The following is a 25,248-nucleotide window of genomic DNA, read 5'->3' on the forward strand; positions in this document are numbered from 1 at the left end:
TCTGATTAATACGAGCGTGAACGCAGCGGGGTGGGTTTGAGGTTCTGGCCTGGACGAGCAAGGCGCGCAGCGATGGCGCGCCATGTATCGCGTTGGTTGAGCAGAGCCTCGAGGCAACCGAGCACGTGGGCTTCTCCACGATCGGTGTGCAGGCTTTGAATCAACCACAGCGCGCCCGTGTCAGCTTTTTGAGCCAGCGCACCCTGGAAATGGTTCAAGCTGGCGGCGCCCAGACGCATCCACTGCTCCAAGCCTGGGTGCTCTGGCGTAAGGAAACTCAGATGTGCCCCCAGTAATAAGGTGTCGCCCTGGGATCTCAGAGTGATTTCGTCATCGCCTTCAAACAACGAGAGCGGCTCTTGACGGTTTTTCCACCATTTACTGATGAGCACTTTCATTTAAGGAACACTCTCAAATACAGTCTTGAGCAACATGTGGTGAGTTCGGTTGTGTTCCAGATACGCCATCTGGGCAGTTGTAGCCTTGACGGCCAGTTCATAGAACAAATAGGAGTCTTCGCTATTGTCAACTTCCGTGGTTGTTTGTTGGTAAGCCTTACTGGCGGTGTTGCTGTTCTTTAAAAGTTGACGTGAGAGGTCGCTATAAACATCCATGGTGGTTCCTTTTGGATTTTTGAATGTTGGAGAAATCCGATGTATTGAGACGGGTGGGGTTAGATGTCAATCCTGCGTTCTTTGTTGTGGTTGAAAAAAATATCGAGCATCGAGTGCCAACTGATACGAAAGTCTCCTTCGTCTGTTTTCAGTACGAGTGTCTGGAACTCGAGTGCTTCGTCAGCCTGGAGTTTCCAGAACGGGCTCTTGTGATGGTCGAGATGTTGTTTTATCGCCTCTAGGTCAAGTGGGTGACAAAACAGCGTCGCTTCGATTTCCTGGACTTGGTTGGCCAGCAACTGCTTGAGCAACGCGGCCAGCCGTTGAGGGGGTACTGTCTCGTCAAGCAGACAGCGAATAGCTTGGTTGGTGATTGCTGTCGCGTAGTATTCAAGGTTGTCGCACATTGCCTGGCGATCGCGCTCCCAGCGTTTGAGTTGAGCATCTGCGCGTAGCCAGACCTCCTGCGAGGCATTTTCCAGTAGCGCTTCGCATTTCTTTTCCGCCTGCCGTATCCGCTCATCGGCCTGGGCACTGGCGCGGCTCAATAGCTCCTCGGCTTGTACCCAATTGGCAAGTTCTTCCCGGGGAATCAGGGTGTGCCGCAGCCCTGGTGCGTCGTTGAGTAACTCAATGGCGTATCGGCATAACATCGCTGGTCTCCTTACTCATTCGCGTCAAGCGGCAGGTGGTCACTTGCCAGCGTCGTAACGCGCCAGACGACGGCTTGCCATAGCGTGTTCAGTCGGTTGTTGGTGGTATCGAGCGAAAGGCTATTTTTTTCAACCTCCAGTACGCGTGCACGGGAGAAGCGCAGCCGAAGGCGTTGCCAGATAGCGGGTTCTACCCAGCTATGGAGCAACTGCAATGGCTCTGCGCCAGAGGAGAGCATGTCTGGGGGCAGCGTCTTGGAGAGACGTATGCACCACAGGTGATCGTTGTCGCTCAAAAGGCCTGGGGCTTGAGGATTGAACGTGTCGTGAACCAACGCAAGCGTCATGTTCAGTTGTTCGGTCGAAGCGAGGGCCATGTGAAGTACGGCAGGCTGGGGGCGCGCGGGCAAGCATGTCACCACACCAGTAAGCCCGCTCGGCACCAACCTGCGGCTACGATAAAGCGCGTTAATGGCTTGGTACTTGTCGTCCTTCCAGTCTTCATGGGCATAGTCCCAGGGGAACGCCCACCACTGTGCCCAGGCCAGATTTTCGCGCATGGGATGATTGGGCTCAGGCGTCATGGGCTGGGCCGACCGGTTTGCCTGCCACCGCCGGTTCTTGTACGTGGCGCCGGCGGCGATTGTTCAGGAACAGCGTGGCTGCCACAGCCGCCACCAACCCGAGCAGTGAAATGGTCACGCTGTTTCGCCAAAAACCAAGATCGCTGTTTGGCACCAGGAAGGGGCCGAAGTACGCCAGGCGCTGTTGTTCCTGATAGGCGGCGGCAGGCACGAAGATCACCGTGAGTTTCTGCGGGTTGTCCACTGCTGTCGTCATGCCCGGGATGCTGCTGGACACCATCCTTCGAACGCGCGCACGGATTTTGTCGGGATCCAGGCGTGGATCATGTTTGATGAATACTGACGCGGATGCGGGTTGGACTGGCTCGCCTGGTGCGATGCGTTCTGGCAGTACCACATGCACACGGGCAACGATAACGCCGTCAATGTTGGATAACGTGGCCTCAAGCTCCTGGGATAAGGCGTAGATGTAGCGTGCCCGTTCTTCCAGCGGCGTTGAAATGACCCCCTCCTTGCGAAAGGTATCGCCCAGCGTGGTCCGCGCCACTCGTGGTAAGCCTGCGGCCTCCAGAGTACGTACTGCGCGTCCAATGTCGGCGGCTTGCACGGCCACGACAACGCCGTCTTTGGCTGGGATTTTTTGGGCGCGAATATGTTTATCTGCCAACTCCGCTACCACTTCATTGGCTTCTTGCTCAGAAAGTTGCCGATGAAGTTCAACGCGGTCGCTGCAACCGTTTAACGTGAATACGAGTAACAGAAGCAGGGCGGCAGACAGAGATTTAATCATGTTCACTATTGCAGGTTACAAATTTTGTCGATGCATTGGCTTGTCTTGCCAACGCTCTTTACCAACAGTTGGGTCGTGAGTGCCACATTAGAGAGTTCGCGCGGGTATTCTCTGAATGCGTCAGCATCCATGCCTTTACTTGAAGATTTCAGCGCACGTGCGAGGCGGTCTTTCATATCTGCGATATGTTTTGATGGTTCCGTGAGCAGGGTCAATTCAGCAGGGATGGCGGCGGTAGGCCTGATGGCTGTCGGGCCATCGAGCATTGACGTGAAAAAACTCGCATCCGCACTAGGTGCTGAAGTGTGCGGTATGACATCCGTGCCATTGCGGGGGGTATTCAGCGTTGAAAATTCAAATTTTTCTATCTGCATATAGGGCCCGCGGTGAGAGTGTTTGAAGCAGGTTCTTGAAAATGGCAGATGCTGCATTGACTACTTGAGTTCATATGACACCCTCCCCGACTAATGAGCCGGGGAGGTGGTCCTGTTACGAACGAATTTCTTTAGCCGCGGTATACAAGCCCGCGATCAGCCTTGCCTTCATGGTTTCTGCGAAAGTTTTCTCGGCGACTGCTTCTGCGCGTGCAGCCGCAGAGCTACTACCGCCACCATCTCCCGCCGTTTTGGCGATGTCCTCCATGGCTTTGGTGTATATGGTTGCGTTCGAGTTGACACCGGATATACCACTCATAATAAGACTCCTGTTTCGATATTTTGAAAGTTGACTCATTTGTCGCGAGCCACTACCCGCTGAAGTCTGGAACTTTTTGTAACTTGAGCCAGGCTTTGAATACGTGGTTCACGGGGCTCAATCGTTCCAAATATGTCTGTAACAAGATTTTTTATGGTCGGCTTTTCGGAGGCTGGATGCTTAAGTTTTACTGAGTGTTTAGGCGCGCCCTGTGTCATCACGTCAGTGATATGCCCAGTTGTTTCATCCTGTAGTACAGCGTGCGCTTTGCGAGCCCCAGTTCGACCGCGACGGTGTCCACACAATGTTGGTGGCGGTACATTGACTCCTCAATCAGCGCTTTTTCAATTTGTTGAAGACGTGCTTTCAGGCTCATCTGCGTAGGTTGTTTGCTGCATGCAGGCATCGAGAGCGGCGGCAAGCCCAGTACGAACCGTTTCGCCGTCGAGCGTAGCTCCCGCACATTACCCCGCCAGGAGTGGCAGAGCAGCTCATGCAACAGGCCGTCAGACGGCGTTGGCGGAGTACATTTGAACTGGTCCGCTTCTTCCTGGATCATTTGCCGAAACAACGGGATGATCCGTTCGCGCCGATCTCGCAGGGCCGGGAGTTCGATGCTCACGACATTCAGTCGAAAGTAGAGATCACGCCTGAAGGCACCTTGTTCGACCATGATTTGTAGAGATTGCTGGGCCGATGCAATGACGCGCATGTCCACGGAAATCAACCGAGTCGAGCCAAGGCGCTCCACCCCACGGCACTCCAGCACACGCAGCAGCTTGGCTTGCAGGCTCAAGGGCATGCTGTCGATTTCATCGAGGTACAGGGTGCCCAGGTGGGCTGCCTCGACGAAGCCAGCCCTTGATTGTATTGCCCCGGTATAGGCACCGCTGTTGACACCGAACAACTGGCTTTCCGCGAGGCTTTCCGGGATGGCCGCACAGTTCACGGCAACAAAATTACCTCGTCGGCCCGATAAGCGATGAATCCGTTGTGCAAGCGTATCTTTGCCGGTACCCGTCTCTCCTAACAGCAGGATATCAACGTTAAGCGCGGCGGTGTTATTAAGCGTGGTTTCAAGTTCCTGACCCTCGATGAGTGAAACGTCTGTTTTATTATCCTTCTGGACGTAGGCCGACATCGATTGATACTCCCTGTTCGCTAGTACTTCACTGTGGAAGGACGGTATGCAAGCGCCAGCTCAGTAGAACGCAGAATATAGAAGTTGTCACCCGGTGCAGGGGTGGTTATAGGCCGGAATACTGTAGGAAAATGATTGTAAGTTTGGATTTTAAAAAGGTTTTGGTTTTGTGGGTGTAATGTGTTGGGAGGTAAATAGGAAGTTTCTGAGAGGTCGGAGTGTTTTGAGGTAAGTTAGCGGTGGTTTATTAAGCGTGCGGCCACAAAAAAGCCGATGCAATGCATCGGCTTTTAGTCTGGAACTAAGTTTACAGGTGGCGATTACACATTAAAGCGGAAGTGCATCACATCGCCATCTTTAACAATGTAGTCTTTTCCTTCCAGGCGCCATTTACCGGCTTCCTTGGCACCGGCTTCACCCTTGAACTGGATGAAGTCGTTGTAGGCGATCACTTCGGCGCGGATGAAGCCTTTTTCGAAGTCAGTGTGGATCACGCCGGCGGCCTGTGGCGCAGTGGCACCAACCTTGACGGTCCAGGCGCGGACTTCTTCGACACCGGCGGTGAAGTAGGTCTGCAGGTTGAGCATTTCGTAGCCGGCGCGGATCACACGGTTCAGGCCAGGCTCTTCCAGGCCCAGGGCCTCGAGGAACATGTCCTTTTCTTCGCCGTCATCAAGCTCGGCGATTTCCGCTTCGATCTTGTTGCACACCGGAACAACGATGGCGCCTTCTTCGTCGGCAATGGCCTTGACCACGTCGAGCAGCGGGTTGTTCTCGAAGCCGTCTTCGGCAACGTTGGCGATGTACATCACAGGCTTGGTGGTCAGCAGGTGGAAGCCCTTGATCACGGCCTTCTCGTCTGCGCCCATGTTCTTCATCAGGCTGCGCGCTGGCTTGCCTTCGGTGAAGTGCGCGATCAGTTGCTCCAGCAGGCCCTTCTGGACCACTGCATCCTTGTCGCCGCCCTTGGCGTTACGCGCGACTTTCTGCAGTTGCTTCTCGCAGCTGTCGAGGTCGGCGAAGATCAGTTCCAGGTCGATGATCTCGATGTCGCGTTTCGGGTCGACGCTGTTGGAGACGTGAATCACGTTCTCGTCTTCAAAGCAGCGGACCACATGGGCGATGGCATCGGTTTCGCGGATGTTGGCCAGGAACTTGTTGCCCAGGCCTTCACCTTTCGAGGCGCCGGCGACGAGGCCTGCGATGTCGACGAACTCCATGGTGGTCGGCAGGACGCGCTTGGGATTGACGATGGCCGACAGTGCGTCAAGACGCGGGTCCGGCATCGGCACAATGCCGCTGTTGGGTTCGATGGTGCAGAAGGGGAAGTTCTCCGCCGCAATACCGGACTTGGTCAGGGCGTTGAACAGGGTGGATTTGCCGACGTTGGGCAGGCCGACGATGCCGCAATTGAATCCCATGGTGTTTCCCCTCGGTAAGAGTCAGGCCTTCTGGCTGTGCAGGTTTTTCATCGCACGGTTCCATTCACCGGCGAAGATATCCGGCAGCACGCCGAGGGCAAAATCGATGCTGGCATCGAGTTTTTCCTGTTCGGCGCGTGGCGCACGACCCAGGACGAAATTTGAAACCATACTGGCAACGCCTGGGTGGCCAATGCCGAGCCGCAGACGGTAAAAATTATTCTGATTGCCCAACTGCGCGATGATGTCGCGCAGGCCATTGTGCCCACCATGCCCGCCGCCGAGCTTGAGCTTGGCTACGCCGGGTGGCAGGTCCAGTTCGTCATGGGCCACCAGGATTTCTTCGGGTTTGATCCGGAAGAAGCCCGCAAGCGCCGCGACAGCCTGGCCGCTGCGGTTCATGTAGGTGGTGGGAATCAGTAGACGAACATCCTGACCCTGGTGCGAGAAGCGCCCGGTCAGGCCAAAATATTTGCGATCGGCCACCAGATTGATGCCTTGGGCGTGGGCGATACGCTCAACAAAAAGGGCCCCCGCGTTATGCCGGGTCTGTTCGTATTCGGCGCCTGGATTTCCCAGGCCAACGATCAGTTTAATGGCAGTCACGACAGGGGCCCTTCCTTTGGAGTTGTGGATAACATCGCCGTACCCGTGTGCGGCGAAAGTGGACGACACTACATCATTTACTCAAGAGTAAACGCCGCGTTATCGCCCGCTTTCTCGCTACGTTTCGGTCCGCGATGTTTCCTCAAGCTCCGGCAATACAGAGTGAATTACTCTGCAGCGCCTTCTTCAGCTTCTTCTGGAGCAACGCGTGGAGCGTGAACGTTGGCAACAGCTTTGTCATCACCGTGAGCCAGTGCGACAAACTCAACGCCTTTAGGGGCCTTGAGGTCGGACAGGTGAACGATGGCGCCGATTTCCAGAGCCGACAGGTCGACTTCGATGAACTCAGGCAGGTCTTTCGGCAGGCAGGTCACTTCGATTTCGTTCAAGACGTGAGAGATCTCGCCGCCTTTCTTGACCGGAGCTTCTTCACCCACAAAGTGCACAGGCACGATGGCGGTCAGTTTCTGGCCAGCTACAACGCGAACGAAGTCAGCGTGCATGATGAACTGCTTGGAAGGGTGACGCTGCATCGCTTTAACGATGACGTTCTGCTTGGCGCCGTCGACGTTCAGCTCGATAACGTGGCTGTAGGCAGCTTCGTTTTCGAACAGCTTGGCGATTTCCTTGGCCAGGATGGTCACGGATTCAGCAGGCTTGTTACCACCGTAGACAACGGCTGGGATGTTGGCGGCGTGACGCAGGCGGCGGCTCGCACCTTTCCCCAGGTCAGTACGCGCTTGGGCGTTCAGAGTAAATTCGTTCATGTTGTATCTCCAAAATAGCCATCATCGAGGGGCGTTTGCGACCAGCGCCGAACTCGATATGGGCAAAAAAGCCCCGCCCCAGCGGAATGCTGGGGCGGGGCGCTTTTCGTCAGTGAGGTGATCCGTTGGTTTGACCCTTAACGGAACATCGCGCTGATCGATTCTTCATTGCTGATGCGGCGAACCGCTTCGGCAACGACCGGTGCAATATCCAGTTGGCGGATACGTGCACAGGCTTGAGCTGCGGCGGACAACGGGATGGTGTTGGTCACCACCAGTTCGTCCAGCACGGAGTTCTCGATGTTCTCGATCGCTCGGCCCGACAGCACAGGGTGTGTGCAGTAGGCGAAGACTTTTGCCGCACCGTGCTCTTTCAAGGCTTTCGCCGCGTGGCACAGGGTGCCGGCGGTGTCGACCATGTCATCAACCAGAATACAGGTACGCCCTTCGACATCACCGATGATATGCATCACTTCAGAGTGATTGGCTTTCTCACGGCGTTTGTCGATGATCCCGAGGTCCACGCCCAGGGATTTGGCAACAGCCCGTGCACGCACGACGCCACCAATGTCCGGGGACACGATCATCAGGTTTTCAAAGCGCTGGTCTTCGATGTCATCCACCAGAACGGGGGAGCCGTAGATGTTATCTACCGGAATATCGAAGAACCCCTGGATTTGGTCAGCGTGCAGGTCAACCGTGAGCACACGGTCGATACCTACCACGGTCAGCATGTCAGCAACGACTTTCGCGCTGATAGCCACACGTGCGGAGCGCGGACGGCGATCCTGACGGGCATAACCAAAGTAAGGGATTACAGCTGTGATTCGAGTCGCTGAGGAGCGGCGGAAGGCATCAGCCATCACGACGAGTTCCATCAGGTTATCGTTGGTCGGAGCGCAGGTCGGCTGAATAATGAAGACGTCTTTACCGCGGACATTTTCATTGATCTCGGCTGTAATTTCACCGTCGGAGAATTTACCGACAGAGATGTCACCGAGAGGGATATGCAGCTGACGTACGACACGCCGAGCCAGATCGGGGTTGGCATTCCCCGTAAAGACCATCATCTTGGACACGCGCAGTACCTAGAGGCTGAGGGTAACCTGGATGAGTATTAGAAAATGGCAGGGGCGGCTGGATTCGAACCAACGCATGGCAGGATCAAAACCTGCTGCCTTACCGCTTGGCGACGCCCCTGTATCTGTTGCAACGAGTGCCTAACACTCGGTTCCTTTTAGAGCAGACTTTGCAGCTTGCGATGCAACATCGAAACGTTGCTTCCCTTTGCTACAAACCCTGTAAGGGTCTCTGTAAGAAGGGCCGAGACTTTATCAGCTTCAGCTTTGCTTGGGAAGCCCCCAAACACACAACTTCCAGTTCCGGTTAATTTTGCTTCGGTAAATTTACCTAACAAATTCAAAGCGTTACGTACCTCTGGATAACGCCTTGCTACAACCGGTAAGCAGTCATTTCGACTGTTTCCCTTGGGAACGGGGCGCACTTTAATGGGAGAAGAGTTACGTGTCAACAACGGATCTGAAAAAATTTCTGCTGTACTTACAGATACTTGCGGCACCAGCACGACATACCAAGGTTCTTCGGGCTCTACAGGGGTGAGTTTCTCCCCAACGCCTTCAGCAAATGCGGCGTGCCCCCGCACGAAAACCGGGACGTCGGCGCCCAGCGTAAGGCCCAGCGCAGCAAGGCGGTCATGGTCCCAGCCCAGTTGCCATAGGTGATTGAGGCCCAGCAAGGTGGTGGCGGCATTTGAGCTGCCACCACCGATGCCACCGCCCATGGGCAGGATTTTGTCGATCCAGATATCGATGCCGAGTGTGCAGCCAGAATGTTCCTGAAGTTTTTTTGCCGCCCGCACAATCAGATTGCTGTCGTGGGGCACGCCGTCGAATTCGGTGTGCAGCTGGATCACGCCATCGTCACGCACCGCAAAGGTCAGCTCATCGCCGTAGTCGAGAAATTGAAACAGCGTCTGCAATTCGTGATAGCCATCTTCACGGCGACCAAGGATGTGCAGCATCAGGTTTAGCTTGGCCGGGGAGGGCAGGGTCAATTTTTGTGCGGACACGTTATTGCCCCAGCTTGCGCGGTTGCCAGTCCTTGATCACCAGTGTGACGTCAAGGTCGGTGCCATGCAGCTTGATACGTTCTGGAAGCCAGTAGCCGCCTTGTTCCACATAGCTCAAATATTCGACCTGCCAGCCATCCTGCTCCAGGGTGGCGAGGCGGCTGTCGCCATTGAGGCTCAGACGGCTCTTGCTGTCCGGCGCCGGCAGGCCGCGCACCCACCAGACCAGATGCGAGACGGGCAACTTCCAGCCGATCTGCTGCTCTAGCAGTTCTTCCGGGGAGGTTGCCTCGTAGCGGCCCTGGTTGGCCACTTCCAGGCTCACTTGCCCCGGCCGGCCAGTCAGGCGGGCTGCGCCACGGCCCAGGGGGCCCGAGAGGCGAATGTCGTAATAGTCCTGGCGTTGCAGCCAGAACAGGGTGCCGCTGCCGGAGTCTTTCGGCGCGCGCACCCCGACCTTGCCCTCGATCTGCCAGCCATCAATGCTGCTGAGCTGGTCCTTGTGTTGTTTCCATTGGGTTGGGTTGCCCTGGCCTTCAACGGATTCACGGCTGCCGATACCCGCGCAACCGGCGAGCAGGGCGATGAAGCTGAAAACAATAACGTGGCGCAAGAACATAAATTTAAAGGGTCTCGGATCCGGTCAGGCGCTTGATGGTGCTGCGCAGGATGGGGCTGTCGGGTTGTTCCTTGAGGAATTTTTCCCAGATTTGTCGGGCTTCGCGCTGCTTGCCATTGGCCCAGAGCACTTCGCCCAGGTGTGCGGCAACTTCCTGGTCCGGGAAACGCTCCAGGGCCTGGCGCAGCAAGCGCTCGGCCTCGTCGAGGTTGCCCAGGCGGTAATTCACCCAGCCCAGGCTGTCGAGCACGGCCGGGTCTTCCGGGTTGAGCTGGTGGGCTTGTTCGATCAGCGCCTTGGCTTCGGCGTAGCGCGTGGTGCGGTCGGACAAGGTATAGCCCAAAGCGTTAAGGGCCATGGCGTTGTCCGGGTCACGCTTGATGATCAGGCGCAGGTCTTTTTCCAGCTGTGCCAGGTCATTGCGTTTTTCCGCCTGCATGGCGCGGGTGTACAGCAGGTTCAAATCGTCGGGGTATTGCAGCAACGCCTGTTGCAATAACTTCCAGGCGCGTTCGCCCTGCTTGTTGGCCGATAAGGTCTCGGCCTGGATCAGGTACAGCTGGATGGCATAGTCCGGCTCGGCATCGCGGGCCGCGGCCAGGCGTTTTTCCGCTTCGTCGGTGCGGCCGTTGCTCATCAGGATATCGGCCTGGCGCAACTGGGCGGGCAGATAATCATTGCCGGGGCCAACCTGGGCGTATTCAAGCAGGGCCGCCTGCGGGTCGTTGCGCTCTTCAGCGATGCGGCCCAGGTTCAGGTGCGCCGAGTCCACGTGGCTGTCACGCTCGATCAGCTCTTGCAGGTAGCCCTTGGCCTCGTCCCAGGCCTTGGCTTCCAGGCACACCAGTGCCAGGGAATAACGCAGTTCGTCGTCGTCCGGGTATTGCTGGACGAGGTTGGCGAACTGCACTTTGGCGTCTTCCATACGGTCCTGCTCAACCAGCATGCGTGCATAGGTCAGGAGCAGGCGCTTGTCGCCGGGGTATTTCTTGATGCTTTTTTCCAGCAGCGGAATCGCTTCCTTGCCGCGGTTAAGGCTTTGCAGCAGCCGTGCACGCAACAGGATCGGCGCGATTTCGCCTTCTTCCGGCGGGTTCTGCTCAAGCAATTTGAGTGCGGCGTCGGCTTCATCGTCCTGTTGCAGCAGCAGGGCCTTGCCGAAAATCAACTGGCTGTTCTTCGGGTGCTTTTGCAGCAGGCGATCAAAACTCTTCATCAGGCCATTGCGCGTGTCCTGGTCGGTGTCGGCGGCCGATAGCGCGAGAAAGTCAAAATGCGTGTCGCCCTTGCCCTGCAAAACCTTCTCCATATAGACCATGGAGTCGTCATAGCGCCCGGCACGCGCCAGTTGCACGGCTGCGGCGCGCTGGGCTTCCAGGTCATCCGGGGCGTTTTTGGCCCAGATCAGCGAGGTGTCCAGCGCTGCCTGGTCGGCGCCCAGGTATTCGGCGATGCGAAACGCTCGCTCGGAAATCCCCGGGTCCTGGGTGTTGATGGCCTGGGTCACGTAATTATCCAGCGCAATATCGAAGCGATTGCGCTGGCCGGCCAGTTCAGCGGTCAGCAGGCTGTAGATCGTTTCTTCACTGAACGAGGAATAAACCTTGGGCTTTTCAGGGGCGGGAGTGCTGTCTTCCACCGGCGACGTAGCGTCCGGCGACACGGGGGCCATGGCCTGGCAGCCGCTGAGGAAGACAAAAGCGAGGAGCAACGCGGAAGATCTATTCATATAGGAAGAGGACGACTAACCTGCGGTCGGATCATCATGACACAAGCCTTCGGCCAAACATAACCGGGGCACTCGGAATACGACTATTGCTGCCTTTTGCCTTTCCTTTGTAGGAGCGAGCTTGCTCGCGAAAATCGTCAACGATAACGCGGGACGCCTGGCGCTCAGCGGCGCTCTCAGGTTTTTCGCGAGCAAGCTCGCTCCTACAAAAGTGCATTGATAGGCATAAGGTATAGGGACAATAGACGACGGTGGTTGTTCTGGATCTTTCGAAGTAGGACAATTGTCGGCTTCCCGACATCATCAGCGATATTGAATGGCCTTCCTCGCACTCGGTATTAACCACAAGACTGCCTCCGTAGACGTGCGCGAGCGCGTGGCGTTTACGCCAGAGCAGTTGGTTGAGGCCCTGCAGCAGCTCTGCCGGCTCACCGACAGCCGCGAAGCTGCGATCCTTTCGACCTGCAATCGCAGCGAGCTCTATATAGAGCAGGAACATCTTTCAGCGGATGTCGTGCTGCGCTGGCTGGCCGATTATCACCATTTGAGCCTCGATGACCTGCGCGCCAGCGCTTATGTGCATGAAGAGGATGCGGCAGTTCGTCACATGATGCGCGTGGCGGCCGGTCTCGACTCGCTGGTGTTGGGCGAACCGCAGATCCTCGGCCAGATGAAGTCCGCCTACGCCGTAGCGCGCGAGGCCGGCACCGTCGGCCCGTTGCTGGGCCGCCTGTTCCAGGCCACCTTCAATTCCGCCAAGCAAGTGCGCACCGACACGGCCATCGGCGAAAACCCGGTGTCCGTGGCCTTTGCCGCCGTGAGCCTGGCCAAGCAGATCTTCAGCGACTTGCAGCGCAGCCAGGCCCTGCTGATCGGCGCCGGGGAAACCATCACCCTGGTGGCCCGTCACCTGCACGACCTTGGCGTGAAGCGTATTGTGGTCGCCAACCGCACCCTGGAGCGCGCCAGCATTCTGGCCGAGCAGTTCGGTGCCCATGCGGTGCTGCTGTCGGACATTCCCGCTGAGCTGGTACGCAGTGACATCGTCATCAGTTCCACCGCCAGCCAATTGCCGATTCTGGGCAAGGGCGCGGTCGAGAGCGCGTTGAAGCTGCGCAAGCACAAGCCGATCTTCATGGTAGATATCGCCGTTCCGCGGGATATCGAGCCCGAAGTCGGCGAGTTGGACGACGTTTACCTCTATAGCGTCGATGATCTGCACGAAGTCGTCGCGGAAAACCTCAAGAGCCGTCAGGGCGCCGCCCAGGCCGCCGAGGAAATGGTCAGCACCGGCGCTGAAGATTTCATGGTGCGCCTGCGTGAACTGGCGGCAGTGGATGTGCTCAAGGCGTATCGTCAGCAGGGCGAACGCCTGCGCGATGAAGAGTTGCTCAAGGCCCAGCGCATGCTGGCCAACGGCAGCGGCGCCGAGGAGGTGCTGATGCAGTTGGCCCGTGGCCTGACCAACAAACTGCTGCACGCCCCTAGCGTCCAGTTGAAAAAGCTTACCGCCGAAGGCCGCCTCGATGCGCTGGCCATGGCCCAGGAACTCTTTGCCCTCGGTGAGGGCGCGTCAGACAGCTCTTCGGATAAAAAACCGCAATGAAAGCGTCACTGCTCAATAAACTGGATGTGCTCCAGGACCGTTTCGAAGAACTGACCGCCTTGCTCGGCGATGGCGAGGTCATTTCCGATCAAACCAAGTTCCGCGCTTATTCCAAGGAATACGCCGAAGTTGAGCCCATTGTGGCCACCTATAAAAACCTGCTGAAAGTTCAGGCCGACCTTGAAGGCGCCCAGGCCCTGCTCAAGGACAACGACCCGGACATGCGCGAAATGGCCGTGGAAGAAGTCCGCGAAGCCAAGGAAAAACTCGCCGAGCTTGAGGGTGACTTGCAACGCATGTTGCTGCCCAAGGACCCTAACGACGGGCGCAACGTGTTCCTCGAAATCCGCGCCGGTACCGGTGGCGACGAGGCGGCGATTTTTTCCGGCGACCTGTTCCGCATGTATTCGCGTTATGCCGAGCGTCGCGGCTGGCGCGTGGAGATCCTCTCTGAGAACGAGGGTGAGCACGGCGGCTATAAAGAAGTCATCGCCCGGGTCGAAGGCGACAACGTCTACGGCAAGCTGAAGTTCGAATCCGGTGCGCACCGCGTGCAGCGTGTGCCGGCCACCGAATCCCAAGGCCGTATCCACACCTCGGCGTGCACCGTCGCCGTGTTGCCTGAGCCGGACGAACAGGAAGCCATCGAGATCAACCCGGCGGACTTGCGCGTCGACACCTACCGCTCATCCGGTGCGGGTGGCCAGCACGTTAACAAGACCGACTCGGCGATCCGTATCACTCACTTGCCGTCGGGCATTGTGGTGGAGTGCCAGGAAGAACGCTCCCAGCACAAGAACCGTGCGCGGGCCATGTCCTGGTTGTCGGCCAAGTTGAACGACCAGCAGACCAGCGCCGCGGCCAATGCGATTGCCAGCGAACGCAAGCTGCTGGTGGGCTCCGGCGACCGCTCCGAGCGTATCCGCACCTACAACTTTGCCCAGGGCCGGGTTACCGACCATCGGGTCAACCTCACCCTGTACTCCCTTGACGAAATCCTCGCCGGTGGCGTGGATGCGGTGATCGAGCCGTTGCTCGCCGAATACCAGGCCGACCAACTGGCAGCGATAGGTGACTAAATGACCATCATCGCCAGCCTGCTGCGCGCCGCTGACCTGCCTGACTCGCCGACGGCGCGCCTGGACGTGGAGTTACTGCTGGCCGCGGCCCTGGGCAAATCGCGCAGCTACCTGCATACCTGGCCGGAAAAAATCGTCAGCAGCGAAGACGCCCTGACCTTTGCCAGCTACCTGCAGCGCCGCCGCAGCGGCGAGCCGGTGGCGTATATCCTCGGCCAGCAAGGCTTCTGGAAACTCGACCTTGAAGTGGCTCCGCATACGCTGATCCCGCGCCCGGAAACCGAGCTGCTGGTGGAGGCTGCCCTGGAATTGCTGCCCGCCACGCCCGCCCAGGTCCTGGACCTGGGCACCGGCACCGGCGCCATCGCCTTGGCCTTGGCCAGCGAACGCCCGGCCTGGCAGGTCACGGCGGTCGACCGCGTGCTGGAGGCCGTGGCCCTGGCCGAGCGCAATCGCCAACGCCTGCACCTCCATAACGCCACGGTGCTGAGCAGCCATTGGTTCAGCGCCCTGCAAGGCCACCGCTTCGACCTGATTATCAGCAACCCGCCCTACATTGCCGACAATGACCCGCACCTGGTGGCCGGTGATGTGCGTTTCGAACCGGCCAGTGCGCTGGTGGCGGGGCACGATGGCCTGGACGATTTGCGCCTGATCATTGCAGAGTCTCCTGCTCACCTGAACGACGACGGCTGGCTGTTGCTCGAACACGGTTACGACCAGGCCCAGGCCGTGCGCGACTTGTTGCTGAACCAGGGCTTTGACGGCGTACACAGCCGCATCGACCTCGGCGGTCACGAGCGCATCACCTTGGGGCGCCACCCGTGCTGACCGACCAGGAGCTGTTGCGCTATAGCCGGCAGATTCTGTTGCAGCATGTCGACATCGATGGCCAATTACGCCTGAAACAGAGCCGCGCGTTGATCGTCGGCCTGGGTGGCCTGGGCGCTCCGGTGGCGCTTTACCTGGCCGCTGCTGGGGTGGGCGAATTGCACTTGGCGGATTTCGATACGGTCGATTTGACCAACCTGCAACGCCAGATCATCCATGACACTAACAGCGTGGGGCAGACCAAGGTCGATTCGGCCATGGGGCGCCTGAAGGCGATCAACCCTGAAGTCACCCTGGTCGCCCATCGTGCTGCGCTGGATGCCGACTCGCTGGCCGCTGCGGTCAACGCAGTGGACCTGGTGCTCGATTGCAGCGACAACTTCTCTACCCGCGAGGCGGTCAACGCGGCCTGCGTAACCGCTGGCAAACCGTTGATCAGTGGCGCGGCCATTCGCCTTGAGGGGCAATTGTCGGTATTCGATTCCCGTCGCGCCGACAGCCCCTGTTACCACTGTTTGTATGGGCACGGCAGCGACACTGAACTGACCTGCAGCGAAGCCGGCGTCGTCGGGCCGTTGGTGGGAGTGGTTGGCAGCCTGCAAGCGTTGGAAGCCTTGAAACTGCTGGCCGGTTTTGGTGAGCCGTTGGTGGGACGCTTGTTGTTGATCGATGCGCTGACCACGCGTTTTCGCGAGTTGCGCGTCAAGCGCGACCCTGGCTGCAGCGTCTGCGGGACACAACATGGTTAAGGGCGCGCCTATTGGTGTGTTCGATTCCGGCATCGGCGGCCTGACGGTGCTGGAAGAAATTCAGCAATTATTACCTCACGAGTCGCTGCTGTACGTGGCGGACTGTGGGCACATTCCCTATGGCGAGAAAACCCCGGCGTTCATTCTTGAGCGTTCTCGCTCGGTCGCTGAGTTTTTCCGCGAGCGTGGCGCCAAGGCGTTCGTGATTGCCTGTAACACGGCAACCGTCGCCGCCGTCGCCGATTTGCGCCAGGACTACCCCGACTGGCCGTTGGTCGGCATGGAACCTGCGGTCAAACCTGCTGCTGCTGCCACGCGCAGCGGTGTGGTGGGTGTGCTTGCCACCACCGGCACCCTGCAAAGCGCCAAGTTCGCCGCCTTGCTCGATCGCTTCGCCACCGATGTGCGAGTGATTACCCAGCCGTGCCCAGGCCTGGTGGAGTTGATTGAAGCTGGCGACCTGAATAGCCCCGCCTTGAGCGCCCTGCTGCAAGGCTATATCGAGCCGCTGCTCAGCGCTGGTTGCGACACCATCATCCTGGGTTGTACTCACTATCCTTTCCTCAAGCCACTCCTGGCGCAGATGCTGCCCCCCAGCATCATCCTCATTGATACCGGCGCCGCCGTGGCGCGCCAGCTCAAGCGCTTGCTCGGTGAGCGCGACCTGCTGGCCGCTGGCGAACCTGAACCTGCACAGTTCTGGACCAGCGGCGACCTGTATCACCTAAGAAATATCCTACCGACACTTTGGAAACATCCTGGAGTTGTGCGAAGCTTTGGCTCGTGAAAATTTCGTGAAATAACACTGAAAAAAGCTGAACTTCTGGCTATGCGTCGGCTTCTATAGCCCGTTAGCCTGTACATAACCCAATTATTCCGTTTGCAAAGGACGTTTCACATGAAGCGCTTGTTCTGTTTGGCTGCGATTGCGGCCGCTATGTTGGGACACTCTGTTTCAGCCCAGGCCGCCGGCCTGGAGTTCGGCTTGGGCAGCACCAGCGATTCGACGCTGACCTACCGTCTGGGCCTGACCTCCGATTGGGACAAAAGCTGGATGCAGAGCAATGTCGGCCGACTGACCGGCTACTGGAGCGGCGCCTATACCTATTGGCAAGGGGATGACCGTGCGGGCGCCAGCAGCCTGTCGTTCTCGCCGGTATTTGTGTATGAGTTTGCCGGCGAGTCGGTCAAGCCCTACATCGAAGCCGGTATCGGCGTGGCGTTGTTCTCCCGCACTCGGCTGGAGGACAACAACATTGGCCAGTCCTTCCAGTTCGAAGACCGCCTGGGTTTCGGCCTGCGGTTCAACGGTGGGCATGAAGTGGGCATTCGTGCCACGCATTATTCCAACGCCGGCATCAGCAGCAATAACGATGGTGTAGAGAGCTACTCGCTGCACTACACCATGCCGTTGTAATCTTAAAAACGCTTGGCCCCCCTGTGGGAGCGGGCTTGCTCGCGAAAGCGGTGTATCAGCTAGCACATCCCTAGACTGACCCACCGCCTTCGCGAGCAAGCCCGCTCCCACACAAGCCCGTGATCATCACGCCATTCGGGGTCAGCGGTAGGCCGTGGTAATGCCTTCACGCTCTTCAAGGCATTCCGGTGCCCCCATCTCGAACTCCCGGCATATCAGCGGCCGCAGTTCATAGATCGTGCACATCATCGTGTCGCGGTCCAGCGCTGCGCACCAGCCGTCGTCCAGGCGCAGCATCACCTCACCGCCCCAATCGTCGGTATCGATAAAACGTTGCGGCACGCCAGTGTCGGTGATCAGCATAACTTCCAGCTGGCAGCAACAGGCCGCGCACGTCGAGCAGGTGACGGGTTCGGTGATTTGAATGTGAGGGATGTTGGTCATAGGCGCGCAGTGTAAGGCAAGTGCGCTAGACGCGTATGAATGCTCGGACGGGCGTCAATGCTCCAGCCTCTGCGCAATCCTGTGCAACAGCGGAAAGAGCATGGCCCATAACAGCGCCAGGCCGATCAGTGTTGGGATGGTGGCGTACCCAAAACTCACACCCGCCAATTGGCTGCCGGCGTAATAAGACAACGGCCCGCCCACCGCGCCTAGCAGGCTGGCCAGCCACCAGGGCTGTGCGCTCCAGGCCAGGCAATGGCGCAAGGTGGTGGCCAGCAAGGCCCATAACAGTATCAGCCACAGCGGAATCAGTGGCCCCGGCGTATTGAACTCAAACACGCCAAGCCCACGCAATGCCGTATCGACCAGTGTGCCCAGCGCCGTTACGGCCAGAATCACTCGCCCCTCCCTGGCCCAGGAACTTATCCACAGCAGGTGCGCGCCCAGCGCCGCGATGCCGATCAACACCCAACGGCTGTCGCCGCCGAGCACGCAGGCAAACCAGCCGCACTGAAACAGCACGGCGTTGGCCAGGGATTTAAGCACTGAAACGTCCGAGCAGCGGTGGATTGATCGCCGCCGGTTTGGCCAGCAGCAACTGTGCGGTGCCGATGGTGCGCTCCATAAAGCCGCCTTCGCAGTAGCACAGGTAAAACTCCCACAGGCGCAGGAAGTATTCGTCATAACCCAGTTCCGCAAGACGGCCATGGGCGCGGCGAAAATTCTCATGCCACAGGCGTAGGGTACGGGCGTAGTGCAGGCCGAAGTCTTCCATGTGCAGCAGGTTCATGTCAGTGTCGCGGCTGACGATCTGCAGCATGTTTTGTACACAGGGCAGCGCGCCGCCGGGGAAGATGTAGCGCTGGATAAAGTCGACGCTACGCTTGGCCTGTTCAAAGCGCTGTTCACGAATGGTGATGGCTTGCAGCAGCATCAAGCCGTCGGGCTTGAGCAACTGGGCACATTGTTTGAAATAGGTGGGCAGGAAACGATGGCCCACCGCTTCAATCATTTCGATCGACACCAGTTTGTCGTACTCACCGGTGAGGTCGCGATAATCGCTCAGCAGCACCGTCACTTGGTCTTGTAGGCCCAGCGCCTCAATACGCTGCGCGGTGTAGGCGAACTGTTCCTTGGACAAGGTCGTAGTGGTGACCCGGCAACCGTAGTGCTGCGCGGCATACAACGCCATGCTGCCCCAGCCGGTGCCGATTTCCAGCAGATGGTCGCTGGGCTTGAGCGCCAGTTTCTGGCAGATGCGCGCCAACTTGTTCAGTTGGGCTTGCTCCAGGGTGTCATCAGGCGTGAGGAACTGCGCCGCCGAGTACATCATGGTGGGGTCGAGAAATTCTCCGAACAGGTCGTTGCCCAGGTCGTAATGGGCGGCGATATTTTTTTGCGAGCCTTTGCGCGTGTTGCGGTTGAGCCAGTGCAGGCCCTGGGTGAACGGCCGGGCCAGGCGAGCGAGGCCACCCTCCATGGCGTCGAGCACCTCCAGGTTGCTGACCATCACCCGCACCACGGCGGTGAGGTCGGGGCTGGTCCAGTAACCGTGGATAAACGCTTCGCCAGCGCCGATCGAGCCATTGGCGGCCACCAGGCCCCAAACCGCCGCGTCGAGAATCTGGATCTCGCCCAGCAGGTGCGCTTCCCGTGCGCCGAAGACTTGCCGCTCGCCATCCTCGATGATCACCAGTTGGCCATGGCGCAATTGGCTGAGCTGGCGCAACACGCCTTTGCGCAGCAGCGCAGCGGTCATGCGGTTGACGTTCAGGCGGTTAGCCTTGACCGATAAGCTAGGGGATTTCATGGTGGCTATCCTTGGTATACCCGACTGCGGTGCGAGAGGCGCCATCGGCGGCCTGATGGGAAAAAATCGGTGTGCGTTTGAGCAGCAAGCGCAAGGCTTGCCAGTAGATCGCAAGGCCGGTCTTGGCGGTCATCCAGGGAAAGCGCCACAAATAGCGATGCAGGCTGGCGCGGCTCAGTGCCTGTTTTTCCAGGCTCAAGGTGGCGTCGAAGACTTTTTGCGTGCCCTGCCAATCGGCCATATGCACGCCGAGCCTGGCGGCGGGTGGGCTGAAACTCATGCGGTATTCCAGGTCGCGAGGTAAAAACGGCGACACATGGAAGGCCTTGGCCACGGCGAAATGCTGGTGCTCGTCGGCGCCCAGTGCCTGGGCGGGCAGCACGTAGTGATAGCGCTCGCGCCATGGGGTGTTGGTCACTTCACACAGGATCGCGGCCAGTTGCCCGTCAGCCTCGAAGCAGTAGAAGAAACTCACCGGGTTAAAAGCCAGGCCCCAACTGCGGGCCTGGGTCAGCAGGCAGATAGCGCCCTGGGGTGTATGCCCCAGAGCCTTGCCGACTTCGTGGCGCACGGCATCGCTTAAGCTCATGCCGTGGCGCGTGAGTTCACGCAGGTAATCCTGCTGGCGGAAACCGAAAGGCGCCAGGCGACCCGTGCCAGCCAGCGGCGAGAGCCCCAGTACTTCGTCCTCTTCGCTGAGGTCCAGGTACAGCAGGCCGATGCGGTAACGAAAGGCGTGGGCCTTGGGCGTAAACCGCCGATGGGCGATCCAGCCGCTGTACAGGGCGCTGTTCACAGGGTTTCCCCAAAGGCCTGGGCCACACGCAGGGCGCTGACCACGCCATCTTCGTGAAAACCGTTGGCCCAGTAGGCCCCGCAGTAAAAGGTATTGCGCACGCCGTTCACTTCTTCCCAGCGTGCCTGCGCCGCCACCGCGGCCAGGCTGTATTGCGGATGGGCGTAGGTGTAGCGGGCCAGGATCTTCAGCGGGTTGATCATCGGCGTCTGGTTGAGGCTGACGCAAAAGGTAGTGGCGCTGTCGATGCCTTGCAGGATGTTCATGTCATAGGTGACGGCGGCCTGTTGTTGCGTGTTGCCCGTCAGCCGGTAGTTCCAGCTGGCCCAGGCCAGTTTGCGGTCGGGCAACAGGCGTGTGTCGGTGTGCAGCACCACGTCGTTGTCGGCGTAGGGCAGGGCGCCGAGGATCTGTTGTTCGGCCTGGCTGGGGTCGTCGAGCAAGGCCAGGGCCTGATCGCTGTGGCAGGCGAACACCACGCGGTCAAAAGTTTCGCTGCCGGCCGGGCTGTGGATAACTACACCTTCGTCGCTGCGTTGCACCTTATGCACAGGGCAGTTGAGCCGTATCTGTTCGCGAAAGCTGCGGGTCAGCGGCTCGATATAACGGCTGGAGCCGCCTTCGATCACGCACCATTGCGGGCGGTTGCTCACCGAGAGCAAGCCGTGGTTCTTGAAGAAGCGCACAAAAAATTGCAGGGGGAACTTGAGCATATCGGCCAGGGACATCGACCAGATAGCCGCGCCCATCGGCACGATGTAATGCCGGATGAACCTTGGGCCATAGCCGCCAGCGGTGAGGTAATCGCCCAGGGTCATGTCGGCGCTGATGCGCTGCTCCTGCAAGTCCAGCGGCGCCTGGCGATTGAAGCGCAGGATATCGCGCAGCATGCCCCAGAACCCCGGCGACAGAATATTGCGGCGCTGGGCAAACAGACTGTTGAGGTTGTTGCCGTTGTACTCAAAGCCGGTGCTTTGGTCGCACACCGAAAAGCTCATCTCGGTGGGTTTGAACCTGACCCCGATTTGCGCCAGCAAGCGGATGAAATTCGGGTAGGTCCAGTCGTTGAACACAATGAAGCCCGTGTCCACCGCATAGCTCTTGCCGTCGACCGTCACGTTGGCCGTATGGGTATGCCCGCCAATGCAGTCACTGGCCTCGAACAGCGTAATGTCGTGGCGACGGCTGAGCAGGTAGGCGCTGGTCAGCCCGGCGATGCCGCTGCCGATAATGGCGATCTTCACAGGTCGTCCTTCTTCGGTGGCGGGCTGCGCAGCATGCGTTTGCCGATGATCAGTTGCGCGCGGTTGGGCAGCTTCGACAGCGGCCACAAGGTGGCAATGAACAGGGCCGGAAAGGCGATTTCCAGCGGGCGTTTTTCCAGCTTGGCGAAGATGTGTTTCGCGGCTTTGTCGGCCGGCCAGCTCAGGGGCATCGGGAAATCATTGCGCTCGGTCAGCGGCGTGTCGACGAAGCCTGGGCTGATCACCGTGACATCGATGTTTTCTGGCGACAGGCCGATACGCAGGGATTCGAACAAGTAACGCAGGCCGGCCTTGGACGCGCCGTAGGCTTCGGCGCGAGGCATGGGCAGGTAGGTCACGGCACTGGCCACGCCCACCAGATGCGGGGTACGCCCGGCGCGCAACAGCGGCAGCGCGGCCTCGATGCAATAACTGCTGGCCAGCAGGTTGGTGCGCACCACGTGCTCGATGATCGAGGCGTCAAATTGCCGGGCGTCCACGTATTCGCAGGTGCCGGCGTTGAGGATCACGGTGTCCAGTGAACCCCAGACCTCGCTGATACGCTCACCGATCTCGCGCACGGTCTGGCTGTTGGTCAGGTCGCCGGCCACCACCAGCACCTGGCCTGGATAACGAAGGGCGAGGGCATCCAGCGGGCCTTGGGTGCGGGAACTGAGGGCCACGTGGGCGCCGCTGTCGAGCAACTCCACGGCCAGCGCGGCACCGATACCACTGCTGGCGCCGGTCAGCCAGTAACGACGGGGCGGTGTAAGGCTCATCCCATTCTCCTTTTCAGCCAACGAATAACGCGACCCAGTAGGGGGACATGTTCATAGAGCAGGGCGCCGGCATCGAAATAGTCGCGATGGCGGTAAACCTTGTCGTGCCACATCAAATGGGAACAGCCTGGCACCTCGATCACCTGGCCGCCGGCCAGGCGTGGGTGACGAAAGCGCATAGTCCAGCGCAGGTAGCCTTCGCCTTCGGCCACGGTATCGAAGCCGTGGAAGTCAAAATCCAGCTGGCTGACGTTGCTGTACAAGTCGGCAAAGTAGCGCCGCAATGCGGGCAGGCCCTGGACTTCATGCAGGGGATCGGCAAAGGCGATGTCCTCGCTGTACAGGCTGCCAAGCAGGTGCAGGTTGTGCTTGTCCAGCGTGGCGAAGGTGTGGGCGAACTGGCGCAGGAAGTCACTCATGTTCGGCCATCTCCTGTCGCGAAGGCAGCCGGCGAAAAGCGGCCAAGGCACGCTCGCGGGACTGTTTCAAATCGACGATGGCACGCGGGTAATCCGCCACCCCGAACAGGCCGCCAGCCGCTTCGGGGTTGTGCACTTGTTTTTTATTCAGCGCGGCCAGCTCCGGTAGCCAGCGTTTGATGAACACGCCGTCGCCGTCGAATTTTTCCGATTGGCTCAGTGGGCTGAATATCCGGAAATACGGCGCCGAGTCGGTGCCGGTGGACGAACTCCACTGCCAACCGCCGTTGTTGGCTGCCAGGTCGCCATCGATGAGGTGGCGCATAAAGAAGCGCTCACCTTCGCGCCAGTCGATCAGCAGGTTCTTGGTCAGGAACATCGCCACCACCATGCGCAGGCGGTTGTGCATCCAGCCGGTTTCCAGCAGTTGGCGCATGGCCGCGTCGATGATCGGCAAACCGGTGCGCGCCTGTTGCCAGGCGGCCAAGTCTTCGGGCGCCTTGCGCCAAGCCAGCGCTTCGGTTTCCGGGCGAAACGCGCGGTGGCGGGAAACCCGTGGGTAGCCGACCAGGATGTGTTTGTAGAACTCGCGCCACAGCAGCTCGTTGATCCAGGTGATGGCGCCGATGTCGCCGCTTTCGAACTCGCCCTGGTTGGTTTGCAGCGCGGCGTGCAAGCACTGGCGCGGCGAAACCACACCGGCGGCCAGGTAGGCAGAAAGCTGACTGGTGCCGGGCTTGGCTGGGAAGTCGCGTTCGTCCTTGTAATAGCTGATCTGCTGATCGGCGAAAGCATCGAGGCGACGGCGCGCTTCGTCTTCGCCTGCGGGCCAGAGCGCACGCAAGGTTTCGCTGGGTGTTTGGAAACCTTCGACTGTCGTCGGCACAGGGTCGCTCTTCACGCCAAGTTCGGCCTGGGCCTTTGGCGTCGGCACCACGCGGGGCAGGGCGCTGTGCAGGCGGCTGTAGCAGACCTTGCGGAACTGGCTGAACACCTGGAAGTAGGTGCCGGTCTTGGTCAGCACGCTGCCCGGCTGGAAAAACAGTTGGTCCAGGTAGCTGTGGAAGGTCACGCCGTCCGCTTCCAGGGCCTGGGCCACGGCGCGGTCGCGGCGGCTTTCGTGAATGCCGTATTCCTCGTTGACGTGTACCGACTCCACCGACAGCTCGCGGCACAGTTGGCTCAGCACCGTCGGCGCCTGGTCCCAGGTCGCTGCGTGGCGGATTAACAGCGGGATGTTGAGGTTGCCCAGTGCCTGGCTCAGGTGTTGCAGGTTGCGCAGCCAGAAATCGACTTTGCACGGTGCGTCATCGTGGGCCAGCCATTGCTCGGGCGTGATCAGGTAAACAGCCGCGACGGGGCCGCGCTGGCTCGCGGCAGCCAGGGCAGTGTTGTCGTGCAGGCGCAAGTCGGTGCGCAGCCAGATCAAATGCATTTAGACAATTCCACGCTGGATCAATAATTGATGGGCCGACAACAGGTCCTCGGCCACGGACAAATCAGGGATGTCTTGGGTTAATACGCCCAACTCGGCGTGGTGGATGCACACCGTTGGTCCGGCAATCACCGTGGGGCAACTAATGCCGCCCAACAGTTTGCTGAGTGCCGGCACCTGCAGGGCCTTGCTCGAATACAGCAGCACCGCACGCGGTTGCAGGTGTTCCACCGCCAAGGCCAGTTCGCCGACCGGCAGCGGCCAATCGAACACTTCCACCGGGCAATCGGCACTGCTGGCCAACCAGGCGCTGAGCCACAGGTGCGGTTCCAGGGGCAGGTCGGAATGATTGACCAGCAACAGCGGCGCGCCGTGGAGTTGGCGATTGTTGTGATAGATCCGTGCACCGAACTTGCTGCGCAACCAGGACAGGAAAAACACCCGCTCCATCTGCGCGCCGAACTGGCCTTGCCAGCGTTGTTCCAGCTCGTTGAGCAGCGGCAGCATCAGTTGCTCGCACAGGGTGCGCGGCGGGTACAGCGCCATGGCCTGGTTGAACGCGTCATCGACCCGGCGCTCGGCCAGTTCACTGATGGCACTCACCAAGTGCTGGCGCAGACTCTGCCACTCGTTTTCCATCGGCTCCGGGCTGGCTTGGGCGGAGTCGATCAGCCCCTTGACCTGGCTGACCGGCACGCCGCGATTGAGCCAGGTGAGGATGGCCTGGATGCGTTGCACATGTTCGGCACTGAACAACCGATGCCCTTTGGGGGTGCGCTGGGGCACGATGAGGCCATAGCGGCGCTCCCACGCGCGCAGCGTCACCGCGTTCACGCCGGTCTGGCGCGCCACCTCGCGGATCGGCAGCCAGCCGTTTTCCAGGGCGTGGGCGAGGTCTTCGCCGGGTTCGTCGAGCAGGGCAGGTTTCATGGG

At 59.4% G+C, this 25,248-nt stretch carries 30 protein-coding genes, 1 tRNA gene and 1 pseudogene; 7 read left to right on the forward strand and 25 right to left on the reverse strand.

Features of this window, described 5'->3' with window-relative positions:
- Nucleotides 1-5: 5 nt before the first annotated feature.
- From N2A98_RS03795 to N2A98_RS03870, 16 genes are all read right to left on the reverse strand, one after another.
- Nucleotides 6-398, reverse strand: coding sequence for a type III secretion protein (locus N2A98_RS03795; protein WP_069557893.1), 393 nt, complete (start codon nucleotides 396-398; stop codon nucleotides 6-8).
- Nucleotides 399-614 (reverse strand): hypothetical protein, encoded by a 216-nt coding sequence (locus N2A98_RS03800; RefSeq protein ID WP_275623039.1) that lies wholly within the window; start codon nucleotides 612-614, stop codon nucleotides 399-401. It abuts the gene before it with no gap.
- A gap of 59 nt (nucleotides 615-673) precedes the next feature.
- Nucleotides 674-1,267 carry a type III secretion system stator protein SctL gene (gene sctL, locus N2A98_RS03805; RefSeq protein WP_275623040.1) on the reverse strand — a complete coding sequence of 198 codons (594 nt, stop codon included), beginning with the start codon at nucleotides 1,265-1,267 and terminating at the stop codon, nucleotides 674-676.
- A gap of 11 nt (nucleotides 1,268-1,278) precedes the next feature.
- On the reverse strand, nucleotides 1,279-1,827 hold the full coding sequence (locus N2A98_RS03810; RefSeq protein ID WP_275623041.1) for a type III secretion protein: 549 nt from the start codon (nucleotides 1,825-1,827) through the stop codon (nucleotides 1,279-1,281).
- Between the two features lie 13 nt (nucleotides 1,828-1,840).
- A complete protein-coding gene (sctJ, locus tag N2A98_RS03815) occupies nucleotides 1,841-2,641 on the reverse strand; it encodes a type III secretion inner membrane ring lipoprotein SctJ (RefSeq protein ID WP_044271387.1) in 801 nt (266 codons plus the stop codon).
- A 5-nt stretch (nucleotides 2,642-2,646) separates the two neighbouring features.
- Nucleotides 2,647-3,015 (reverse strand): EscI/YscI/HrpB family type III secretion system inner rod protein, encoded by a 369-nt coding sequence (locus N2A98_RS03820; protein WP_275623042.1) that lies wholly within the window; start codon nucleotides 3,013-3,015, stop codon nucleotides 2,647-2,649.
- A gap of 115 nt (nucleotides 3,016-3,130) precedes the next feature.
- On the reverse strand, nucleotides 3,131-3,334 hold the full coding sequence (locus N2A98_RS03825; RefSeq protein WP_044271389.1) for a hypothetical protein: 204 nt from the start codon (nucleotides 3,332-3,334) through the stop codon (nucleotides 3,131-3,133).
- Between the two features lie 217 nt (nucleotides 3,335-3,551).
- Nucleotides 3,552-4,475 (reverse strand): sigma-54 dependent transcriptional regulator, encoded by a 924-nt coding sequence (locus N2A98_RS03830; RefSeq protein WP_047712543.1) that lies wholly within the window; start codon nucleotides 4,473-4,475, stop codon nucleotides 3,552-3,554.
- A 320-nt stretch (nucleotides 4,476-4,795) separates the two neighbouring features.
- The gene (gene ychF / locus N2A98_RS03835; protein WP_044271395.1) at nucleotides 4,796-5,896 is read right to left on the reverse strand and encodes a redox-regulated ATPase YchF; all 1,101 of its coding nucleotides are present in this window, start codon (nucleotides 5,894-5,896) and stop codon (nucleotides 4,796-4,798) included.
- 21 nt (nucleotides 5,897-5,917) lie between these two features.
- Nucleotides 5,918-6,502: an aminoacyl-tRNA hydrolase gene (pth, locus tag N2A98_RS03840; RefSeq protein ID WP_003188350.1), complete on the reverse strand. Its 585-nt coding sequence runs from the start codon at nucleotides 6,500-6,502 to the stop codon at nucleotides 5,918-5,920.
- A 167-nt stretch (nucleotides 6,503-6,669) separates the two neighbouring features.
- The gene (locus N2A98_RS03845; RefSeq protein ID WP_003188351.1) at nucleotides 6,670-7,269 is read right to left on the reverse strand and encodes a 50S ribosomal protein L25/general stress protein Ctc; all 600 of its coding nucleotides are present in this window, start codon (nucleotides 7,267-7,269) and stop codon (nucleotides 6,670-6,672) included.
- A 137-nt stretch (nucleotides 7,270-7,406) separates the two neighbouring features.
- Entirely contained in the window at nucleotides 7,407-8,348 is a 942-nt protein-coding gene (locus N2A98_RS03850; protein ID WP_003171603.1) for a ribose-phosphate pyrophosphokinase, read from the reverse strand.
- 46 nt (nucleotides 8,349-8,394) lie between these two features.
- Nucleotides 8,395-8,469: transfer RNA gene (locus N2A98_RS03855), tRNA-Gln, on the reverse strand.
- A 37-nt stretch (nucleotides 8,470-8,506) separates the two neighbouring features.
- Nucleotides 8,507-9,310: a 4-(cytidine 5'-diphospho)-2-C-methyl-D-erythritol kinase gene (gene ispE, locus N2A98_RS03860; RefSeq protein WP_153475606.1), complete on the reverse strand. Its 804-nt coding sequence runs from the start codon at nucleotides 9,308-9,310 to the stop codon at nucleotides 8,507-8,509.
- A 49-nt stretch (nucleotides 9,311-9,359) separates the two neighbouring features.
- Complete coding sequence (gene lolB, locus N2A98_RS03865) at nucleotides 9,360-9,977, reverse strand: lipoprotein insertase outer membrane protein LolB (RefSeq protein ID WP_078802448.1); 618 nt, start codon at nucleotides 9,975-9,977, stop codon at nucleotides 9,360-9,362.
- Nucleotides 9,978-9,981: 4 nt separating this feature from the next.
- Complete coding sequence (locus N2A98_RS03870; protein WP_044271401.1) at nucleotides 9,982-11,706, reverse strand: tetratricopeptide repeat protein; 1,725 nt, start codon at nucleotides 11,704-11,706, stop codon at nucleotides 9,982-9,984.
- Nucleotides 11,707-11,827: 121 nt separating this feature from the next.
- Between N2A98_RS03870 and N2A98_RS03875 the strand changes: the two are divergent.
- From N2A98_RS03875 to N2A98_RS03905, 7 genes and pseudogenes are all read left to right on the forward strand, one after another.
- Nucleotides 11,828-11,914: pseudogene (locus tag N2A98_RS03875) on the forward strand (outer membrane lipoprotein carrier protein LolA); the annotation flags it as partial.
- A 108-nt stretch (nucleotides 11,915-12,022) separates the two neighbouring features.
- Nucleotides 12,023-13,312, forward strand: coding sequence for a glutamyl-tRNA reductase (hemA, locus tag N2A98_RS03880; protein WP_003188356.1), 1,290 nt, complete (start codon nucleotides 12,023-12,025; stop codon nucleotides 13,310-13,312).
- Entirely contained in the window at nucleotides 13,309-14,391 is a 1,083-nt protein-coding gene (gene prfA / locus N2A98_RS03885; protein ID WP_044271404.1) for a peptide chain release factor 1, read from the forward strand. Before hemA ends, prfA begins: the two co-directional genes overlap by 4 nt.
- Complete coding sequence (gene prmC, locus N2A98_RS03890; protein ID WP_047712546.1) at nucleotides 14,392-15,222, forward strand: peptide chain release factor N(5)-glutamine methyltransferase; 831 nt, start codon at nucleotides 14,392-14,394, stop codon at nucleotides 15,220-15,222.
- Nucleotides 15,216-15,971 carry a molybdopterin-synthase adenylyltransferase MoeB gene (locus tag N2A98_RS03895; protein WP_044271409.1) on the forward strand — a complete coding sequence of 252 codons (756 nt, stop codon included), beginning with the start codon at nucleotides 15,216-15,218 and terminating at the stop codon, nucleotides 15,969-15,971. Before prmC ends, N2A98_RS03895 begins: the two co-directional genes overlap by 7 nt.
- Entirely contained in the window at nucleotides 15,964-16,758 is a 795-nt protein-coding gene (gene murI / locus N2A98_RS03900; protein ID WP_044271411.1) for a glutamate racemase, read from the forward strand. The genes N2A98_RS03895 and murI overlap by 8 nt, the downstream gene beginning before the upstream one ends.
- A gap of 111 nt (nucleotides 16,759-16,869) precedes the next feature.
- Entirely contained in the window at nucleotides 16,870-17,388 is a 519-nt protein-coding gene (locus tag N2A98_RS03905; protein WP_275623043.1) for an acyloxyacyl hydrolase, read from the forward strand.
- Between the two features lie 141 nt (nucleotides 17,389-17,529).
- Here N2A98_RS03905 and N2A98_RS03910 read toward each other — a convergent pair whose 3' ends face one another.
- Genes N2A98_RS03910 through N2A98_RS03950 form a run of 9 tightly spaced genes read right to left on the reverse strand, consistent with a single transcriptional unit; the run spans nucleotide 17,530 to nucleotide 25,245 of the window.
- Nucleotides 17,530-17,832: a YkgJ family cysteine cluster protein gene (locus tag N2A98_RS03910; protein ID WP_003188364.1), complete on the reverse strand. Its 303-nt coding sequence runs from the start codon at nucleotides 17,830-17,832 to the stop codon at nucleotides 17,530-17,532.
- Between the two features lie 54 nt (nucleotides 17,833-17,886).
- Nucleotides 17,887-18,378 carry a DUF2878 domain-containing protein gene (locus N2A98_RS03915; protein ID WP_047712548.1) on the reverse strand — a complete coding sequence of 164 codons (492 nt, stop codon included), beginning with the start codon at nucleotides 18,376-18,378 and terminating at the stop codon, nucleotides 17,887-17,889.
- Nucleotides 18,371-19,642, reverse strand: coding sequence for a cyclopropane-fatty-acyl-phospholipid synthase family protein (locus N2A98_RS03920; protein WP_275623044.1), 1,272 nt, complete (start codon nucleotides 19,640-19,642; stop codon nucleotides 18,371-18,373). The genes N2A98_RS03915 and N2A98_RS03920 overlap by 8 nt, the downstream gene beginning before the upstream one ends.
- Nucleotides 19,629-20,438, reverse strand: coding sequence for a DUF1365 domain-containing protein (locus N2A98_RS03925; RefSeq protein ID WP_275623045.1), 810 nt, complete (start codon nucleotides 20,436-20,438; stop codon nucleotides 19,629-19,631). Before N2A98_RS03925 ends, N2A98_RS03920 begins: the two co-directional genes overlap by 14 nt.
- Nucleotides 20,435-21,682 carry an FAD-dependent oxidoreductase gene (locus N2A98_RS03930; protein WP_275623046.1) on the reverse strand — a complete coding sequence of 416 codons (1,248 nt, stop codon included), beginning with the start codon at nucleotides 21,680-21,682 and terminating at the stop codon, nucleotides 20,435-20,437. The genes N2A98_RS03925 and N2A98_RS03930 overlap by 4 nt, the downstream gene beginning before the upstream one ends.
- A complete protein-coding gene (locus N2A98_RS03935; RefSeq protein WP_003188373.1) occupies nucleotides 21,679-22,461 on the reverse strand; it encodes an SDR family NAD(P)-dependent oxidoreductase in 783 nt (260 codons plus the stop codon). The genes N2A98_RS03930 and N2A98_RS03935 overlap by 4 nt, the downstream gene beginning before the upstream one ends.
- Nucleotides 22,458-22,880, reverse strand: a complete 423-nt coding sequence (locus tag N2A98_RS03940; protein WP_078802453.1) for a nuclear transport factor 2 family protein — start codon at nucleotides 22,878-22,880, stop codon at nucleotides 22,458-22,460. Before N2A98_RS03940 ends, N2A98_RS03935 begins: the two co-directional genes overlap by 4 nt.
- Nucleotides 22,873-24,315, reverse strand: coding sequence for a deoxyribodipyrimidine photo-lyase (gene phrB / locus N2A98_RS03945; protein ID WP_069557898.1), 1,443 nt, complete (start codon nucleotides 24,313-24,315; stop codon nucleotides 22,873-22,875). The genes N2A98_RS03940 and phrB overlap by 8 nt, the downstream gene beginning before the upstream one ends.
- The gene (locus tag N2A98_RS03950; protein ID WP_275623047.1) at nucleotides 24,316-25,245 is read right to left on the reverse strand and encodes a MerR family transcriptional regulator; all 930 of its coding nucleotides are present in this window, start codon (nucleotides 25,243-25,245) and stop codon (nucleotides 24,316-24,318) included.
- Between the last annotated feature and the right edge of the window lie 3 nt (nucleotides 25,246-25,248).

The organism is Pseudomonas sp. FJ2-5-13, from assembly GCF_029201605.1.
GTDB classification, from domain to species: Bacteria; Pseudomonadota; Gammaproteobacteria; order Pseudomonadales; family Pseudomonadaceae; genus Aquipseudomonas; species Aquipseudomonas lactis.